At 68.8% G+C, this 17,142-nt stretch carries 16 protein-coding genes and 3 tRNA genes; 9 read left to right on the forward strand and 10 right to left on the reverse strand.

Annotated elements, in window-relative coordinates; genetic code table 11:
• Both hpnD and hpnC read right to left on the reverse strand, forming a co-directional pair.
• Entirely contained in the window at window positions 1–846 is an 846-nt protein-coding gene (hpnD, locus tag E5K04_RS06480; RefSeq protein ID WP_136552166.1) for a presqualene diphosphate synthase HpnD, read from the reverse strand.
• Window positions 847–858: 12 nt separating this feature from the next.
• On the reverse strand, window positions 859–1,671 hold the full coding sequence (gene hpnC / locus E5K04_RS06485; RefSeq protein ID WP_136552168.1) for a squalene synthase HpnC: 813 nt from the start codon (window positions 1,669–1,671) through the stop codon (window positions 859–861).
• 205 nt (window positions 1,672–1,876) lie between these two features.
• Between hpnC and E5K04_RS06490 the strand changes: the two genes are divergently transcribed.
• From E5K04_RS06490 to E5K04_RS06505, 4 genes are all read left to right on the forward strand, one after another.
• Window positions 1,877–1,952, forward strand: a tRNA-Ala gene (locus E5K04_RS06490).
• A 33-nt stretch (window positions 1,953–1,985) separates the two neighbouring features.
• Window positions 1,986–2,061 (forward strand) — tRNA-Glu (locus E5K04_RS06495).
• 5 nt (window positions 2,062–2,066) lie between these two features.
• Window positions 2,067–2,142 (forward strand) — tRNA-Ala (locus tag E5K04_RS06500).
• A 106-nt stretch (window positions 2,143–2,248) separates the two neighbouring features.
• Entirely contained in the window at window positions 2,249–2,821 is a 573-nt protein-coding gene (locus E5K04_RS06505) for a DedA family protein (RefSeq protein ID WP_168929170.1), read from the forward strand.
• On the opposite strand, the gene E5K04_RS06510 is transcribed toward E5K04_RS06505, so the two are convergent.
• On the reverse strand, window positions 2,806–4,011 hold the full coding sequence (locus E5K04_RS06510; protein WP_136552172.1) for a DUF1615 domain-containing protein: 1,206 nt from the start codon (window positions 4,009–4,011) through the stop codon (window positions 2,806–2,808). The genes E5K04_RS06505 and E5K04_RS06510 overlap by 16 nt on opposite strands.
• Window positions 4,012–4,208: 197 nt before the next feature.
• On the opposite strand from E5K04_RS06510, the gene E5K04_RS06515 reads away from it, so the two are divergent.
• From E5K04_RS06515 to E5K04_RS06525, 3 genes are all read left to right on the forward strand, one after another.
• Window positions 4,209–6,407, forward strand: a complete 2,199-nt coding sequence (locus E5K04_RS06515; protein ID WP_136552174.1) for a YgiQ family radical SAM protein — start codon at window positions 4,209–4,211, stop codon at window positions 6,405–6,407.
• Between the two features lie 56 nt (window positions 6,408–6,463).
• The gene (locus E5K04_RS06520) at window positions 6,464–7,582 is read left to right on the forward strand and encodes an OmpA family protein (RefSeq protein ID WP_136552176.1); all 1,119 of its coding nucleotides are present in this window, start codon (window positions 6,464–6,466) and stop codon (window positions 7,580–7,582) included.
• 124 nt (window positions 7,583–7,706) lie between these two features.
• Entirely contained in the window at window positions 7,707–8,903 is a 1,197-nt protein-coding gene (locus tag E5K04_RS06525; protein WP_136552178.1) for a lipase family alpha/beta hydrolase, read from the forward strand.
• Here the strand turns inward: E5K04_RS06525 and E5K04_RS06530 are convergent.
• The gene (locus E5K04_RS06530) at window positions 8,900–10,012 is read right to left on the reverse strand and encodes a 50S ribosomal protein L11 methyltransferase (protein WP_136552180.1); all 1,113 of its coding nucleotides are present in this window, start codon (window positions 10,010–10,012) and stop codon (window positions 8,900–8,902) included. The two genes, E5K04_RS06525 and E5K04_RS06530, sit on opposite strands and share 4 nt — an antisense overlap.
• Before the next feature lie 642 nt (window positions 10,013–10,654).
• Here E5K04_RS06530 and E5K04_RS06535 point away from each other — a divergent pair.
• Window positions 10,655–11,794, forward strand: coding sequence for an OmpA family protein (locus E5K04_RS06535; RefSeq protein WP_136552182.1), 1,140 nt, complete (start codon window positions 10,655–10,657; stop codon window positions 11,792–11,794).
• Between the two features lie 57 nt (window positions 11,795–11,851).
• On the opposite strand, the gene panD is transcribed toward E5K04_RS06535, so the two are convergent.
• From panD to pcnB, 6 genes are all read right to left on the reverse strand, one after another.
• Entirely contained in the window at window positions 11,852–12,235 is a 384-nt protein-coding gene (panD, locus tag E5K04_RS06540; protein ID WP_136552184.1) for an aspartate 1-decarboxylase, read from the reverse strand.
• A 72-nt stretch (window positions 12,236–12,307) separates the two neighbouring features.
• Entirely contained in the window at window positions 12,308–13,141 is an 834-nt protein-coding gene (gene panC / locus E5K04_RS06545) for a pantoate--beta-alanine ligase (protein ID WP_136552186.1), read from the reverse strand.
• A gap of 14 nt (window positions 13,142–13,155) precedes the next feature.
• Entirely contained in the window at window positions 13,156–13,947 is a 792-nt protein-coding gene (gene panB / locus E5K04_RS06550; protein WP_136552188.1) for a 3-methyl-2-oxobutanoate hydroxymethyltransferase, read from the reverse strand.
• Between the two features lie 59 nt (window positions 13,948–14,006).
• On the reverse strand, window positions 14,007–14,642 hold the full coding sequence (locus E5K04_RS06555; protein ID WP_136552190.1) for a deoxynucleoside kinase: 636 nt from the start codon (window positions 14,640–14,642) through the stop codon (window positions 14,007–14,009).
• Window positions 14,643–14,669: 27 nt separating this feature from the next.
• Window positions 14,670–15,158, reverse strand: a complete 489-nt coding sequence (folK, locus tag E5K04_RS06560) for a 2-amino-4-hydroxy-6-hydroxymethyldihydropteridine diphosphokinase (protein WP_136552192.1) — start codon at window positions 15,156–15,158, stop codon at window positions 14,670–14,672.
• On the reverse strand, window positions 15,155–16,498 hold the full coding sequence (gene pcnB / locus E5K04_RS06565) for a polynucleotide adenylyltransferase PcnB (protein ID WP_136552194.1): 1,344 nt from the start codon (window positions 16,496–16,498) through the stop codon (window positions 15,155–15,157). Before pcnB ends, folK begins: the two co-directional genes overlap by 4 nt.
• Window positions 16,499–16,787: 289 nt before the next feature.
• Between pcnB and E5K04_RS06570 the strand changes: the two genes are divergently transcribed.
• A complete protein-coding gene (locus E5K04_RS06570; RefSeq protein WP_136552196.1) occupies window positions 16,788–17,096 on the forward strand; it encodes a hypothetical protein in 309 nt (102 codons plus the stop codon).
• Window positions 17,097–17,142: the final 46 nt, after the last annotated feature.

The raw sequence follows: 17,142 nt of genomic DNA on the forward strand, positions 1-17,142 counted from the left end.
TCACGGCCGGTAGCCGAACGCCCAGGTCGACAGCGCGATCAGGCCCTTGCGCGCGGTGCCGAGGCGCAAATGCTGGTTGAGCACCTTGCCCGCGCCCTCCTTGGCGACTTCCTCGAGCAGGGTGCGGTAGATCGCCGCCATCATCAGGCCGGGCGATTGCGCCTTGCGGTCGCCCGCGGGCAGCAGCGCCCACGCGCGGCGGTAGTGTTCGCGCGCGCGTTCGATCTGGAAGTCCATCAGCGCGGCGAAGGCGTCGCTCTCGCGGTAGGCGAAGATGTCGGCGGCCGGCACGCCGAAGCGCTCGAGGTCTTCGATGGGCAGGTAGAGGCGGCCGCGGCGCGCGTCCTCGCCGACGTCGCGGATGATGTTGGTCAGCTGCAGCGCGAGCCCCAGCTCGTGCGCGTACTTGAGCGTCGCGCGGTCCCGGTAACCGAACACCTGCGCCGAGAGCTGGCCGACCACGCCGGCGACGCGGTGGCAATACAGGGACAAATCGGCAAAGCGCGGGTAGCGCGGCACGTCGAGGTCCATCTGCATGCCGTCGATGATTTCTTCGAACAGGCCCTGCGGCAAGTCGAACGCGGCCACATGCGGCTGCAGCGCGCGGGTCACCGGGTGCTGCGGATCACCGGCATATAGGCGGCCGATCTCCTCGCGCCACCACGCAAGCTTGGCGCGGGCGACCGCGTCGTCGTGCACCTCGTCGACCACGTCGTCGACCTCGCGGCAGAACGCGTAAAGCGCGGTCATCGCGTCGCGTCTGGCCGCCGGCAGGAAGCGGAAGGCGACGGTAAAGCTCGACCCGCTGCGGGCGGCCTTGTCCTGGCAATATTGTTGCGGCGTCAAAAGGCGCTCCTGTCAGCGGGCGCGCAAGGCGCGCCACAGCATGTATGCCCAGTCGCGGGCGGTCAGTTGCGGGCGGTGCGCGAACACGTCGCCACCGGCGTCGGAGAGTTTCTTCAGGATGCGCTCGCCGCCCAGGATGATCAGCCGCAATTCGAAGCCGAAGCGGCCGCCTAGGCGCCGGCCCAGCGGCGCGCCCGCGTCGAGCATCTTGCGGGCACGCTCGATCTGTTTTTTCATCAGCGCGCTCCACAGGCCGCCGGCGTCGCCCGCCGCGATCTGCGCCTCGCCCACCCTGAAGTGGGCAAGGTCCGCCTGCGGCAGGTAGACCCGCCCCTTCTGCCAGTCGATCGCGACGTCCTGCAGGAAGTTGATCAGTTGCAAGGCGGTACAGATACCGTCCGACATCGCCTGCGCGCGCGCGTCGCGCTCGCCGAACAGCGCGAGCATCAGGCGGCCGACCGGGTTGGCCGAGCGCCGGCAATAGTCGACCAGCTCGCCAAAGTCCGCGTAGCGGGTCTTCACCACGTCCTGGCTGAACGCCGAGAGCAGGTCGTAAAACGGCGGCAGCGGCAGCGCGTGCCGCGCAATCTCGGCCGAGAGCGCCTGCATCATCGGGCTTGGCGGCGTCTCGCCGCGCGCGATGGCGTCCAGCTCGGCGCGCAGCGCAGAGAGCGCGGCCAGTCTTTCTTCGGCAGACGCGTCACCCTCGTCGGCGATGTCGTCGGCTGTGCGCGCAAAATGGTAGATCGCGTGCACCGCGCGGCGCACGCGCCGCGGCAGGAAGATCGATCCGACCGGGAAGTTTTCGTAATGGTCGACGGACATGCAAGGGCGGTTTGGTCGCGGAAGCCGGCATTATACCGGCGCCGCGCGCGCCGCGCATGACAGGCGGCAGCCTGGTGCGGCGCGATAACTTGCCGCCCGCGCAAAAAAACGTAATTTTTTCCAAAAACACGCTTGACCGAAAAAATACGATTGCGTATAGTGCCGTTCTCGTCAGGACGCAACAGCGGCCCGACGAATCCCGAGTGGGGGTATAGCTCAGTTGGTAGAGCGCTTGCATGGCATGCAAGAGGTCAGCGGTTCGATCCCGCTTACCTCCACCAGAAACAGGATGGAAAGCACGGCTTTCCGTCACTGTCCCCATCGTCTAGAGGCCTAGGACACCGCCCTTTCACGGCGACGACCGGGGTTCGACTCCCCGTGGGGACGCCATTGCCGGGGGTATAGCTCAGTTGGTAGAGCGCTTGCATGGCATGCAAGAGGTCAGCGGTTCGATCCCGCTTACCTCCACCAGCAAACAGGACAGGGTACCGCATCGCGGTACCCTGTTTTGCTTTGTGCCGCAGGCATGGCCACGCACCCGCGTCTAGAATGGCTGCATCACTTGCCCGCTCCTGCCATGCTCAGCCAACTGATCGCCCACTACGGCTACCTTGCCCTGTTCGCCGGCACCCTTGTCGAGGGCGAGACCGTACTGATCCTCGCCGGCTTCTCCGCGCACCGCGGCTGGCTGGACTTCCCGCTGGTGGTAGCGGTGGCTGCCGCCGGCGGCAGCCTGGGCGACATCCTCGCCTACACGCTCGGCCGCTGGCAGGGCGAACGCCTGCTCGCCCGCTTCCCATCGCTCGCCGCACGGCGAGGCCGCATCGATACCCTGCTCGCACGCTTTTCCGCACCCATCATCGTCGGCATCCGCTTCATGTACGGCCTGCGCGTCGCCGGGCCCGTCCTGCTCGGCGTCGCACGGGTGCCGGCGGCGACCTTCGTCGGCTGGAACCTCGCCGGCGCGCTCGTGTGGGCGTGCGTGTTCGGAACGCTGGGCTATCTGTTCGGCGAGGCCGCGCTATTGCTGCTGGGCAGGATCGCGCACCTGGAAGGGCTGCTCTTCGCGCTGCTCGCCGTGCTCGCGCTGCCGCTGCTTGTCTGGCTGCGGCGGCGCGCGCACCGTGCGGCCGCTCAGGGCACGCGCTGAAGGCAGGTACGGTAGCGCCCGTCGACCCTGCCCGCGAACCACTCGGTGGTCAGCTTGCGGGTGATCTTCGGGCTTTTCAGCGCGATCTGCGGCATCGCCTCGCGCGGCGCGCGCAAGCCTTGCACGTCAGCGAGCGCGTAGACGCGGCGGTAGAGCTCGGTCTGCGCGAAGGCGGCAAACTTCTCCTGGCGCAAGTCGCGCGCGATCGCGTCACGCGACAGCCCGAGTCTGGAGCCCATCGCCTCCAGCGCGAACTGCGTCTCGCTGGGCAGCGCCTGCGCGCCGCGGTAGCTAAGCAAATCGCCGTCGCTACTGAGCGCGCGGCCGCTCAGGCGCGACACCAGCTGCTGAAACGCCGCGTTGCGGCTCGAGTAGCGGCCGGCGTTGAAGTCGGCGAAGCGGTACTTCATCTCGCTGTAGTTCACCGGGTACTGCAGCAGGTTGGCGATCCCGAAATAGAGCCCGCCGCGGCGGGTGAACACCTCGGCGCGCACCGACCCGGCGCGCGGGTAAGGGTAATGCGGCCACGCCGAGAGTTGCGCCTCGGCAAAGGCCACGCTCACCTGCATCGGCCCGCCGGTGCGCACCGGGTTGCCCATGCCGACGGGCAGACTCAGCCTGCGCGCCTCGCCCGACAACTCGTCGAACAACTCGGACACCTCGCGCTCGGTGCGCAGACTGTCGATGCGCGCCTTGTAGCTGCGTCCGTCGCGCGAAGGCTTCAGAAGCGCGGCCTTCACCAGCGCCATCGGCACCGGCGAGGCCTTCTTCTCGATGCCCGCCCACACCATGCCCGGCAGGCCAGGCACCACCGGGTCGGCCTGCCAGCTCGACTCCTGCTCGATCACCGCGATCGCCGCGCAGAAGTGCTCCTTGCTGTACGGGATCTTCAGCGCGCCAAACGCGGTCACCATCTCGTCGCGCCAGCCGTCACGGTCGCGGATGCCGGCCGGCAGCAAGCGCCCGGCCAGCGCGCGCGCTTCCGCCTCGCTGATGCGGGCAGGCACCACCGGCGCCGGCGGCGGCACGACCGGCACGCTCGCCGCCGGCGGCGGCAGCATGGGCACCGGGATCTCGACGGCGGAAGACGGCGGCGGCGCGACCACCACCGGCGCCGGCGTCTTCACCGAAGAGCACGCAGCGAGCAATACACAGGGAGCGAGCAGGGAGAGCTTGGCGCGCACGTTCATTCCATCCAGATACGGAAAGCGCGAAGCTTAGCGCCAAGCCCGGCACGCCCACAATCCCGCGGCGGGGCACAAGTTTCTTCAGACGCGGACAAAACCCTGCAAAAACAAGGGCTATGCGCTTGATACAAAACAAAAAACGCTGAAGACACAGGCACTTTCTGGCACAATGCGCCCCTTGCGAAAAAACACCAGCGACCATGTCCGAAGTCACCGCCATCCAGACCCTGCGCCCCGCCCGTAAGATCCGCCCCGCCCCCTTCCTGCCGATGAGCCGCGCGGAAATGAAACAGCTGGGCTGGCAGGCCTGCGACATCATCCTTGTCACCGGCGACGCGTATATTGACCACCCGAGCTTCGGCATGGCGCTGATCGGCCGCCTGCTCGAAGACCAGGGCTTCAAGGTCGGCATCATCAGCCAGCCTGACTGGCAGTCGGCCGACGACTTCAAGCAGTTGGGCAAGCCGCGCCTCTTCTTCGCGGTGACCGCCGGCAATATGGACTCGATGGTCAACCACTACACCGCCGACCGCAAACCGCGTTCGGACGACGCGTATACCGCGGGCGGCGCCGCCGGCAAGCGGCCGGACCGCGCGGTGGCGGTGTATGCGCAGCGCTGCCGCGAGGCGTACCCGGGCTGCGACGTGATGGTCGGCGGCATCGAAGCGTCCTTGCGCCGCATCGCGCAGTACGACTACTGGAGCGAGAAGGTGCGCCAGTCGGCGCTGGTCTACTCGAAGGCCGACATGCTGCTGTTCGGCAACGCCGAGCGCGCGCTGATCGAGGTCGCGCACCGCGCGGCCGCCGGCGAGCGCCTCGCCGACATCCGCGACGTGCGCGGCACCGCCTTCCTCGCGCCCTTAGGCTGGCTGCCCGAAGGCTGGACCGAGATGGATTCGAGCACCGTCGACACTCCGGGCCGTATCGACGCACACACCGACCCCTACCTCGACACCACGCAGTCGCAGGCGCCAGCAAGCAGCTCGGGCCCCGACGGCGCGCAGCCTATCCGCATCGTCAGCCGCGAGGAGCGCCTCGCTGCACGGCGTGAGGCGCGTGCCAAGACGGTGATCCGCATCCCCGCCTTCGAGGCGGTCGCCTACGACCCGGTGCTCTACGCGCACGCCAGCCGCACCCTGCACCTGGAATCGAACCCGGGCAACGCGCGCGCGCTGGTGCAGATGCACGGCGAGCGCGACGTGTGGATCAACCCGCCGCCGGTGCCGCTGACCACGCCGGAAATGGACTACGTGTACGACCTGCCCTACGCGCGCAACCCGCACCCGGGCTACGGCGAAGAACGCATCCCGGCGTGGGAGATGATCCGCTTTTCGGTCAACATCATGCGCGGCTGCTTCGGCGGCTGTACCTTCTGCTCGATCACCGAACACGAGGGGCGCATCATCCAGAGCCGGTCCGAATCGAGCATCCTCAAGGAAATCGAGGAGATCCGCGACAAGACCGAGGGCTTCACCGGCCATATCACCGACCTGGGCGGGCCGACCGCCAACATGTACCGGCTCGCCTGCAAGGACCCGAAGATCGAGTCGTCGTGCCGTCGCCTCTCCTGCGTATACCCGGACGTGTGCGAGAACATGGACACCGACCACGGCCCGCTGATCCAGCTCTACCGCAAGGCGCGCGCGCTGCCCGGCGTCAAGCGGCTGACCATCGGCTCGGGCGTGCGCTACGACCTCGCCGTGCGCTCGCCCGAGTACGTGAAGGAGCTGGTCACCCACCACGTCAGCGGCTACCTGAAGATCGCGCCCGAGCACACCGAGGAGAACACCCTCTCCAAGATGATGAAGCCGGGCATCGGCAGCTACTACCGCTTCAAGGAACTGTTCGAGCGCTACAGCCGGCAGGCGGGCAAGAAGCAGTACCTGATCCCCTACTTCATCGCCGCGCACCCGGGCACCACCGACGAGGACATGCTGAACCTGGCGATCTGGATCAAGAAGAACGGCTTCCGCCCAGACCAGGTGCAGACCTTCACGCCGACGCCGATGGCGCTGGCGACCACCATGTGGCACACCGGCCGCAACCCGCTGAAGAAGCTCGCACGCAGCTCGGAAAAGGTCGACACCGTGCGCGACCCGGCGCGGCGCCGCCTGCACAAGGCCTTCCTGCGCTTCCACGACCCGAAGAACTGGTCGGCGATCCGCCAGGCGCTCGAGGCGATGGGCCGCACCGACCTGATCGGCTACGGCGACGAGCACCTGGTGCCGCCGTGGGGCGCCGAAGACAAGCCGCAGCGTGGCGCGCCGCCGCGCGGCGCCGGCAAGGGGCAGATGGCGCCCCGCAACCCTGCGCCGCAAGCGCCGGGGCGTGGCAAGCCGGCGTCCGCCACCGGCCGCGGCGGCCCGGCAACGGGCCCGCGAGGCAAGGGCAAGCGCTGAACGCGTGCGCATAGGCTACCTTGGTGGCATACCCATGCCACCCCAAGGAGCCTGACATGTCCGAACTGACCGAGCGCCTCACCCAGCGCCTGCAAGATATCTTCGTTGCACCCGCCGCGCAGGGCGAGGCGCTGGGCGCCGACGCGCTCGGCGCGCTGATCGCCGGCTTCACCCCGGTGCTGGTCGGCCAGCTCGCCCAGGCAAGCCACAGCCCGGAGGGGATGACCCGGCTGCTCACCCTCTTCAACGACCCCGGCCTGCCCCACCCCGACGAAGCGTCGACCCTGCTCGACGGCGGGCACCGCGAGCGCCTCGCCGGCCTTGGCGGGCAACTGCTGGACAAGGCGCTGGGCGGACAGGCCGCGCCGCTGGAGACCGGCCTTGCCGCCGCTTCGGCGCTGGACCGCACCGAGATCACCCGCCTGCTGTCGCTGGCCACCCCGTTCGCGCTCGCCTTGCTGCGCAAGGACGCCGGCGGCGGCGAAGTCAGCGCGGCCGCGCTCGCCCGGCTGTTCGGCCACGAGGCGCCACCCAGCGCGGCGGCCGCGGCGCTGGCCGGCGCCGAAGGCGTGGACCTGAAAAAACCTGCCGTAGCCGCACCCGCCCCGGCCGTCGACGCCCCCAAAAGCGGCTGGTCGCGCCTGTTGCCGTGGCTTGCGCTCGCCGCGATCGCGGTGATCGCCCTGCTGCAACTGAAAAGCTGCGACAAGGACGGCGCGTCCACCGCCGAAATGCCGATGCCGGCGGCGACCCCGGCCCCCGAACAGCCTGCCCCCCTGCCCGCGTCCGCACCTGCGGCTTCCGCACCCGCCGCGCTCACCGACGCGTCCGCCCCCGCCGCGGCACCCGAGGCGCCTGCGCCGGTCAGCCTGTACTACGACCGCAGCGTCACCCGCGTGCCCGACGACGCCGCAAAGCTGCTCGAGCCCATCGTCGCCTTCCTGAAGTCCCACCCCGACGCGCGCGTCGAGATTCGCGGCTACCACGACCGCGACGGCGCGCAGGCGCTCAACACGGCGCTGGCCGCCGGCCGCGCCGAGGCCGCACGCGTGTATCTGGAGAAGGCCGGCGTACCCGCCGCGCAGATCGAGGAAGTTGCACCCGCGTCGACGCTGGGCGACGATGCGGACAACCGCCGCGCCCGCCGCGCCGACCTCACCGTCGTGCTTCGGTAAGCGCAGAGTACAGTGCCGGCCGTAACGGACAGGGCCTTCGACCGGCTGCCGCGAGCCCCGGCGGCCCGCCTGGCACGGCCAGCCAGGCCGGGCCGCTGACGACAACCCCCACGCGGACACCGCCATGCCCAAACCATCCTCCCGCCTGACCCTGTCCGAGTTGCGCGGCCTGATCCTGCTGACCGACGCCGCCGTCGCCGGCAGCAGCGACATCGCCGAAGGCGTGCACCGCAAGGTATGGGATACGCTGGGCGCACCACCGGGCAAGGAAGCCGGGCGGACCCGCGGCGTGACCGGCCTCGCCTACCAAAGCGTGCGCGGCATCAGCCGCTTGCTGGCGCAGGGCGCCAACCATTTGCTGCAGGCCCTGGAGGGGCAGCCAGATACCAGCGCCGCATCCCCCCGGCGCACCCGCCTGCTGGCGGTGCTGAACGGTATCGTCGGAGACCGGCTGACGGCAGAGGCCAACCCGCTGGCCACCCGGATGGCGCTGTACCGCGCGCCGGACGAAGAGACCGAAGCGATGCCGGCCGCGGCCGGCAAGGTCCTGCTGCTGATCCATGGTTTGTGCATGAGCGAATACGCGTGGGAGGATGCCGGCGAAGAAACCGTCGACTACGCGGCGGTGCTCGCCGGCATCGGCTATACCCCGCTTTACCTGCGTTACAACAGCGGCCGCCATGTTTCGCACAACGGACGCGAGCTGGCGGCCCTACTGGAGAAGGCGCTGGCCGACAGGCCCGGCCTTGCGCTGAGCGTCGTCGCGCACAGCATGGGCGGGCTGGTGCTGCGCAGCGCCTGCCACTACGCCCGCCAAGCCGGCATGCGCTGGCCGGAGCGCCTGCAGCATATGGTCTTCCTGGGCACGCCGCATCACGGCGCGCCGCTGGAGCAGGCTGGCAATTATCTGGAAGCCGTACTCGGCAAATTGCCCCATGCCGCGCCGTGGGCGGGCTTGGCTAGGGTGCGCAGCGCCGGCATCACCGACTTGCGCGAGGGCCGGCTGCTGGACGAAGACTGGCAGGGTTGGGCGCGTTTTCACCACCACCGCGACACGCACGCCGTGCTGCCGCTGCCGGAAGGGGTCGCCTGCTTTGCCGTGGCCGCCGTCGTCACCGCCAAGCCCGGCGCCCTCGCCGACCGCCTGCTTGGCGACGGGCTGGTGCCGCTGCAAAGCGCGCTGGGGCAGCACCACGACCCCGCGCGTGCCCTGTGCTTCGCGCCGCACAGGCAGCAGGTGTGCTACGGCATGCACCACATGCAGCTGCTATCCTCCCCGGAGGTAGGCCGGCAACTGCTCGCCTGGCTGGCAGCGCCCTAGATCGCTGCGCCCAGCCGCCACAGGCTGGTGACTTCGGCGGCACGGGCCGCGGCCAGCGTGTCGCCCGAGGCCAGCGCCTTCTTGTGCGTGGGCTTGACGTCCAGCCGGCCCAGCACCGTAAGGTTGGCCGCCGCGATCCATTCGAGCAGCGTCTCGCGCGAACGCAGGCCCAGATGCTCGGCCAGGTCCGAGATGATCAGCCAGCCCTCGCCCCCCGGCGTCAGGTGATCGGCAAGGCCGGCCAGAAAGCCCCTGAGCATGCGGCTGTCCGGGTCGTACACCGCGTACTCGATCGCCGAGACCGGTTTGGCCGGCAGCCACGGCGGATTGCAGACGACAAGCGGCGCCCGCCCGGCGGGAAACAGGTCGGCCTCAAGCAGCGTCACCTGTTGCGTCAGGCCCAGCCGCGCCAGGTTTTCCCCGGCGCAGGCCAAGGCCCGCGGATCCTGGTCGGTCGCGACCACCTGCGCCACTCCGCGCCTTGCCAGCACGGCGGCGAGCACGCCGCTGCCGGTACCGATATCGAACGCCAGCGTCGTCGACGGCAGCGGCGCCTCGGCGACCAGGTCCACATACTCGCCGCGGATCGGGGCAAACACCCCGTAGTGCGGATGGATGGCCGCGTCCAGCGCCTTGACCATCACCCCCTTGCGGCGCCACTCATGCGCGCCGATCAGCCCCTGCAACTCCCTGAGCGAGACCAGCGACGCGCCGCCGGACGCACCATACGCCTCGAAACAGGCAGCACTCACGTCGGGCGCGCGGCGCAGCGGCAGCCGGTAGTCGGCGTCCAGCGGCAACACCAGTTTGGAGAGGATCTGCGCACGCCGCCCCTGCGCCTGGCGGTGCAGGTGGAACGATTCGCAGGCGGTGGCGCCGGCCCGGGCGGGCTTGCGGTCGACGCGGCGGGCCATGGCCTGCAGCAGCTGGCGCGCGTTGTGGTAGTCGCCGCGCCACAGCAAGGTGGTGCCTTCGCACGCCAGCTTGTACGCCTTGTCGGCGCTCAGGCTGTCGTCGACGGCCAGCATGCGGGCCGGGGGCATCAAGCCGGCCTCGGAGCGCCAGCGCGCGCTGCATTGGGCGCCGGCTTCCTGCCAATGGGCAGTCATCACTGCGCCTGAAGCGCTCGCGGTTACAGCAGAAGTCATCGGGAACACACCTGGCCGGCTGACAGCGACTGGGCGCAGGCGGCAAACGGGGGAATAAAAGGCTTTGCCTGACGGGACGGGAAAAGCGGGACACAAAGCGCCTGCCAGCACCGGGCGGCAGACACGGGCAAGCGCGGTGGCGCTTGGCACGCAAGGTGCGGGATTCTAAGGCTTAAGCGCCGGGGCGTCACCCCGCGCGACAAGCCCGGGCCAAGGCAGCGCAACTTTCAGGCACACGGCACGCCAAACTGGCCGGACTGCTGCAAACGTCATTCATCCCTGCCGCCGCTTGCCGCCCAGAGGTGCGTCCGGACAAGAAAAATAACCCGCCGTGCCGGTGTCACGGTCGGGTCCTGCAGGACGGCGCAAAGAGGCTTACGCCTACGGGGTCGGCATCGCGCCCTTCTAGATTTTGGTGGTGCGGCCATTCGCATCGACGGATAGTCGCGCCGGCCCTATCGGCCCCCCCCGCAGCAGACCAGCACAACACACGCAATACAAAAGTGGCAAAGCCCCATGCGAAAGACTAGCTTGGACAATCCGATGCAGATCCTTGATTAAAAAGGGCTTTCGGCATTTCAAATCACAGTCAAGGAGCTGAAAGTGGACTTCAACCTTGCGGACTTCGTCACAAAAAGCCTCGCCGGACCCTTCGCAGAGCAATTGGCAGGCCATCTTGGCGCCCCAGCCAAGGACGTCGGCAGTACGCTAGGCGCGCTGGTGCCGGCCACGCTGGGCACCATGCTCAAGGCCAACGGCACGCCGGACGGGGTCAATACCCTGCTCGGCCTGCTCAATGCCCGCAACCTGCCGCAGCCGGAAGACGCACAGCGCCTGCTGGCCGCCCCGGATCAGGTCGGCGCCCTGCTCGACATGGGGAGGGGGCAAGCGAACACCCTGTTCGGGGACAAGCTCGGCGGCCTTGGCAGCGCGCTGGCCACGCAAGGCGCCTTGCCGACAGAGACTGTGGGCAAGCTCCTGCCGCTAGCCCTGCCCTTCATCCTCGGCCTGCTGCGCCGCCAGGCTGGCGGTGGAACCATCGACGCCGCCGGTTTGAAAGGCCTGCTAGCCAACCTGGCACCGGCGCTTTCCGGCAAGATTTCAGCCGCGCTGATGTCGCTACTCGGACTGGGCTCGCTGTTCGGCGGCGCGTCGGCCGCCAAACCCGCCGCCGCAGCTGCCGCTGCGGCGTCCATCCCGCCGGCCGAAACCGTCCACAAGGCAGGCTGGAAGCGCTGGTTGCCGTTGCTGCTGATCGGTGCACTCGCCTTGTGGCTACTGACGCAATTTCGCGGCTGCGATGAAACAGCGCCCGCCTTGCCGACAGCGTCTGCGCCCGCCGCCGTCGCCATCCCTGAGCCGGCGGTGCCAACGGCTAGCCTTCCCGTGCCTGCCGTTCCGGCCATTGCGACCGAGCAGCCGGCCAGCCCTCAGCCTGCCAGCATTTTCTTCGACATCGACGTGACGACGCCGCCCGCGGGGAGCATGCAGCAATTGCAGGCGCTGGCCGACTTCGCCAAGGCAAACCCGGGCAAGCGCCTGTCCGTCAGCGGCTTCCACGACAAGAACGGGGACGCAGCGCACAACAAGGCGCTCGCGCAAGGACGGGGCGATGCAGTCAAGGCACTGCTGATCGAAGCGGGTGTACCCGGCGAGCAGATCGACGTGCTGGTGCCAGACAACAGCGTCGGCGACCAGGGCGACGACAGGACGGCCCGACGCGTCGACGTCAGCACAGACTGATCGGCACCAAAAAGAGAAACCCGCCTGAGGCGGGTTTCTCTTGTGCGGCTCTGCAGCTTACGCCTGCTGGGTCGGCGTCGCGCCGTACTTGACTTCGGTGATCCGGTTATCCGCGTCGACGAACACCTGCGCCGGCTTGTGCGCGGCGATCTCGGCGCCATCCATCTGCGCGAAAGTCGCGATGATCAGCAAATCGCCCGGCGCGGCGCGGCGGGCGGCCGAGCCGTTGACCGAGATGATGCCCGAGCCGCGTTCGGCGCGGATCGCGTAGGTCGCGAAACGCTCGCCGTTGGTCACGTTCCAGATCTCGACTTCCTCGTACTCGAGGATGTCGGCGGCCTCGAGCAGGTCTTCGTCGATCGCGCACGAGCCGATGTAGTGCAGCTCCGAATGCGTGGTGGTCACCCGGTGCAGCTTGGACTTGAGCATGCTTCTGAGCATGGCGGTACTTCCCCTTTGTTCAAGTAAAAAACCACGCCGCGTCATGCGGCGTGGCCTTGAGCCTGCGTGGTCTCAGCGGTCGACTTCGATGTTGTCGATCAGGCGGGTGCGCCCCAGGCGGGCGGCGGCGAGCACCACAAGGTGTTTCTCGCCGGCGTGCGCGACCTCCAGCGAGTGCGCGTGGCGCACCTCGACGTAGTCGACGCGCCAGCCGTGCGCGGTCAGGTCATCCTTCGCGCGCGCCTCGAGCGCCGCGTAGTCGCTGTCTCCGCCGGCCAGCGCCTCGCGGATCAGCGACAGGTTGCGGTAGAGGCGCGGCGCTTCGGCCCGCTCGGCGTCCGACAGGTAGCCGTTGCGCGAAGAGAGCGCGAGCCCGTCGTCGGCGCGGCCAGTATCGACCGGCACCACCACCACCGGGCTGTTCAGGTCTTCGACCATGCCGCGGATCACCGCCAGCTGCTGGTAGTCCTTCTTGCCGAAGCACGCGAAGTCGGGCTCGACGATGTTGAAGAGCTTGGTCACCACGGTGGCGACGCCGCGGAAATGCCCCGGGCGGAACGCGCCGCACAGCTCGTTCTGCAGGTTGGGCGGCTCGACGTTGTAGGCCTGGCGCACGCGCGGGTAGAGCTCGGCTTCCGTGGGGAAGAACAGCACGTCGACGCCGGCAGCTTCAAGCTTCGCGCAGTCTGCGTCGAAGGTGCGCGGGTACGCGTCGAAGTCTTCGCCCTGGCCGAACTGCAGGCGGTTGACGAAGATGCTGACCACGACCTTTTGCGCGTGGCGGTGCGCCTCGGCCACCAGCGCGAGGTGGCCGGCGTGCAGGTTGCCCATCGTCGGCACGAAAGCCACCGTGCCGGCGTCCTTGCGCCAGTTGCGCAACTCGGCGATCGAACGGATCACTTGCATGGGAGCACCCTTTCTCAGAAGCAGTGTTCGGCGGCCGGGAAGCTGCCGTCGCGCACCGCGTTGACGTAAGCCTCGACGGCGCCCTGGATGCTGCCCGCCTCGGCCATGAAATTCTTCACGAAGCGCGCCTTCTTGCCCGGGTAGACACCCAGCGCGTCGTAGAGCACCAGCACCTGGCCGGACACGTCCGGGCCCGCGCCGATGCCGATGGTCGGCACCCGCACCACCTCGGTGATCTCGCGCGCGAGCGGCGCCGGCACGCATTCCATCAGCACCATGCTCGCGCCGGCGTCGGCGAGCGTACGCGCGTCCTCGACGATGCGGCGGGCGTCGTCCTCGCTGCGCCCCTGCACCTTGTAGCCGCCGAAGGCGTTGACGAACTGCGGGGTGAGGCCGATATGCGCGCACACCGGCACGCCGCGCTCGACCAGGAAGCGTACGGTCTCGGCCATGTACGCGCCGCCCTCGAGCTTGACCATGTGCGCGCCGGCCTGGATCAGGCGGCTGGCGTTCTCGAATGCCTGCTGCGGGCTTTGCTGGTAGGCGCCGAAGGTCATGTCGCCCAGCACCAGTGCGTTCTTGGTGCCGCGCGCGACGCAGCGCACGTGGTATTCCATTTCCTGCTGGGTGACCGGCAGCGTCGAGTCGCCCCCCTGGATCACCATGCCCAGCGAATCGCCGACCAGCAGGATGTCGACGCCGGCCGTATCGAGCAGGGTCGCGAAGCTGGCGTCGTAGCAGGTCATCATGGTGATCTTGCGGCCTTCGGCCGCCATCTTGTGCAGCGTGCTGACGGTTGTTTTCATCTTTACGGAAGTCTCCATGGATGGACGGGACTGCGCGGCGACGGCTTGTGGCCGCCGCCTCAAGCGCTCTTGTTGAAGTAGCTGCGCTGCCCGCGCATTTCGCTGATGCAGCGCAACAGTAATTCAAAATCTTCGCGGCCCTCAACCAGGTTGAGGTGGTCGGTGTTGACGATCAGTAGCGGCGCGCCTTCGTAGCGGTGGAAGAACTGCTGGTAGGCCGCGTGGATCCGCTTGAGGTAGCCCTCGGGGAACGGCGTCTCGTACTCGGCGCCGCGCTGCGCGACACGCGACAGCAGCACGTCCTCGGACGCTTCGAGGTAGATCACCAGGTCAGGCGACGGGTACGCCGGCAGCAAGGCCGGCGCCATGCGCTGGTAGAGCGCGAATTCGTCCGCGTCTAGGTTGGCCTGCGCGTAAAGCGCGTCCTTCTCGAACAGGAAGTCCGACACCACCGGCACCCCGCACAGCTCGCCGCTGATCATCAGCCGCGCGGCGGCCTGGCGCTCGAGCAGGAAGGAGAGCTGGGTCGAGAGCGCGTGGTGCGCCATGCTGCGGTAAAAACGCGGCAGGAAGGGGTTGCGCTCGGGGGCCTCGGCCAGCAGGTCGACCTGCCAGTGTTCGGCCAGCCGCCTGGCCAGCGTCGACTTGCCGGCGCCGATCGGCCCTTCCACCACGACGTATCGCAAAGGATGCATGCGGGACTCCCTCAAATGACAAGCGACTTACGATAGCGCCGACAGCCGCTCGATGCCACCCTTATCCAGCGCCGAGGCAAGGTCGGCGGCCGCGCCGTGGCCGGGAATGACACAGTCCGGCGCGATCTCTGAGAGCGGCACCATCACGAACGCACGCTCGTGCATGCGCGGGTGCGGCAGCGTCAGCGCGTCGTCTGCGCACTCGGTGCCCTCGTACAGCAAGAGGTCGAGGTCGAGCACGCGCGGGGCGTTGCGGAAGCTGCGCACCCGGCCGAATTCGGCCTCCAGCGCCAGCAGCGCCGCGAGCAAGGCTTGCGGCGAGAGCGTGGTGTCGACGCAGGCGACCGCGTTGACGAAATCGGGCTGGTCCGCGTAGCCGACCGGCGCGGTGCGGTACAGGCTGGAGGCGGACACGAGGCGGGTGGCCGGCAGCGCGGCGATCCCGTCGAGCGCGCGGCGCACCTGCACGGCGGGCGAGGCGAGGTTGCTGCCCAGCGCGACATAGGCGAGGGTCAAGCCGTCTCTCCGTCTGCCTGCGGCTTCTTGCGGCGCGGCCGGCGGCGGCGCTTCTTGGCCGGGCCTTCGTCGTCGTGCACGTTGTCGACCAGCGCCTGGCGCGCGTCGGCGTCGGCGCGCTGGAACGCGGTCCACCAGTCGACCAGCGGCTGCGGCACCTCGCCGGCAGCGCCCCTGAGCGCCAGGAAGTCGTAGGCGGCGCGGAATCGCGGCTGCTCGAGGAAGCGGAACGGGCGCGCGCCGGCACGCGAAGTGAAGCGCGGCTGCTGCACCCAGATCTCGCGCATCGTCGTGCTGAAGCGGCGCGGGATCGCAAAATCGTTGTCCTGCGTCGACTCGACGTCGGCCATCGCCTGCGCCAGCGCCGGCACCGGCTTCTCGCCCTCGGCCTGCAGCTCGCGCCAGCGTTTCTCGACCTGCGGCCACAACAAGGACGCCAGCAGGAAGCCGACCGACACCGGCCGCTCTTCGCGGATGCGCGCGTCGGTGCTGTCGAGCGCGCGGCGCACGAAGCTGCCCTCGCCCATCTCGGTGAGCACCGCGTCCAGCAGCGGGAACGCGCCTTGCGCCAGCCCCTCGTCGCGCAGCTTGGCAAGGCACGCGTAGGCGTGGCCGCTGAGCAGCAGCTTGAGCAACTCGTCGAACAGGCGCGCCGCCGGCTCGTTGCGCAGCAAGGCCGCGTGCTGCGCGATCGGGCGGCGGGTGCCCTCGTCGATCTCGAAGCCGAGCTTGGCCGCCAGGCGCACCGCGCGCAGCATGCGCACCGGGTCTTCCTGGTAGCGGCGCGCCGGCTGGCCGATCATCACCAGCTTTTTCGCCTTGATGTCGCGCATGCCGTTGTGGAAGTCGACGACGCTCTCGTCGGCCGGGTTGTAGAACAGCGCGTTGACGGTGAAGTCGCGACGGTGCGCGTCCTCTTCCTGCGAGCCGTAGCTATTGTCGGCCATGATGCGGCCTTCCTCGTTGCGGCGGCCGACTTCGCCGCCGCGGAAGGTGGTCACCTCCAGCGTCTCGGGGCCGACCATCACGTGCACGATCTTGAAGCGGCGGCCGATGATGCGCGAGCGGCGGAACAGGTGGTGGACCTGTTCGGGGGTCGCGTTGGTCGCGACGTCGAAGTCCTTGGGCGAGACGCCGAGCATCAGGTCGCGCACCGCGCCGCCGACGACGAAGGCGGAGAAGCCCGCCTCCTGCAGCGTCGAGGTCACGCGCAAGGCGCCGCGGCTCAACTGGTCGCGACGTATGCCGTGCATGGCAAAGGGAATGACTTTGGGCCTGCTGCGGCCACCACCCAGCGCACTGGGCAGGGCGAGCACTCGCCGGATGAACTTGCGGATCATGTGGAAGCGGATAGCGGATTTCGTTTTTGGCCACGGGACGCCGCGGCAGACATTCGGCGGATTATAGCGTGAAACACCGTCCCGCATAGAGCTTGACACGCCCACGCGCCGCAACATACGCTGCCGTTGCTGTCCGGGTTTCACCATCCGGACGGTCCAACGGGGCGCAAGCCCCGGCGCCGATTTAATCGACAAATTGCAGGGCGCCAGAAAAATCCTGCTAAAGCGACGCCTGCGCGTACGCCGGGCGAGCACATGAGGCGACCCCGCGCGACGACAAGGAAAGACCATGTACGACTGCCAGACCGACACCTATACCGACTTCCAGTACGGCCAGACCGGCCGGCCGCCCCCCCCGCGCAGCGGCCTATGCGGCCCGCTCGAGGCGATCAGCCCGGAGCCTGCCAGGCAAAGCACCCTCTCCCGCCTGGTCGCGCACGCCAGCGCCTTGGGCTACGAGTGCCGCCACCACGGCGAGCGCGTGCGGGTGCTGGACGTCAGCCTCGAGCACGCGCTGCAGCTTGACGCGGCCTTCGGCGCCGAGCTTGCCATCCGCTGCGAGCTGCGCATAGACGGCTTCGTGCCGCTGCCGGGCTAGGACGCGGCGCGGACAAAAGGGAAAGGGCCCGCTACAATAGCGGGCT

The organism is Crenobacter intestini (genome assembly GCF_004919095.1).
GTDB lineage: Bacteria > Pseudomonadota > Gammaproteobacteria > Burkholderiales > Chromobacteriaceae > Craterilacuibacter > Craterilacuibacter intestini.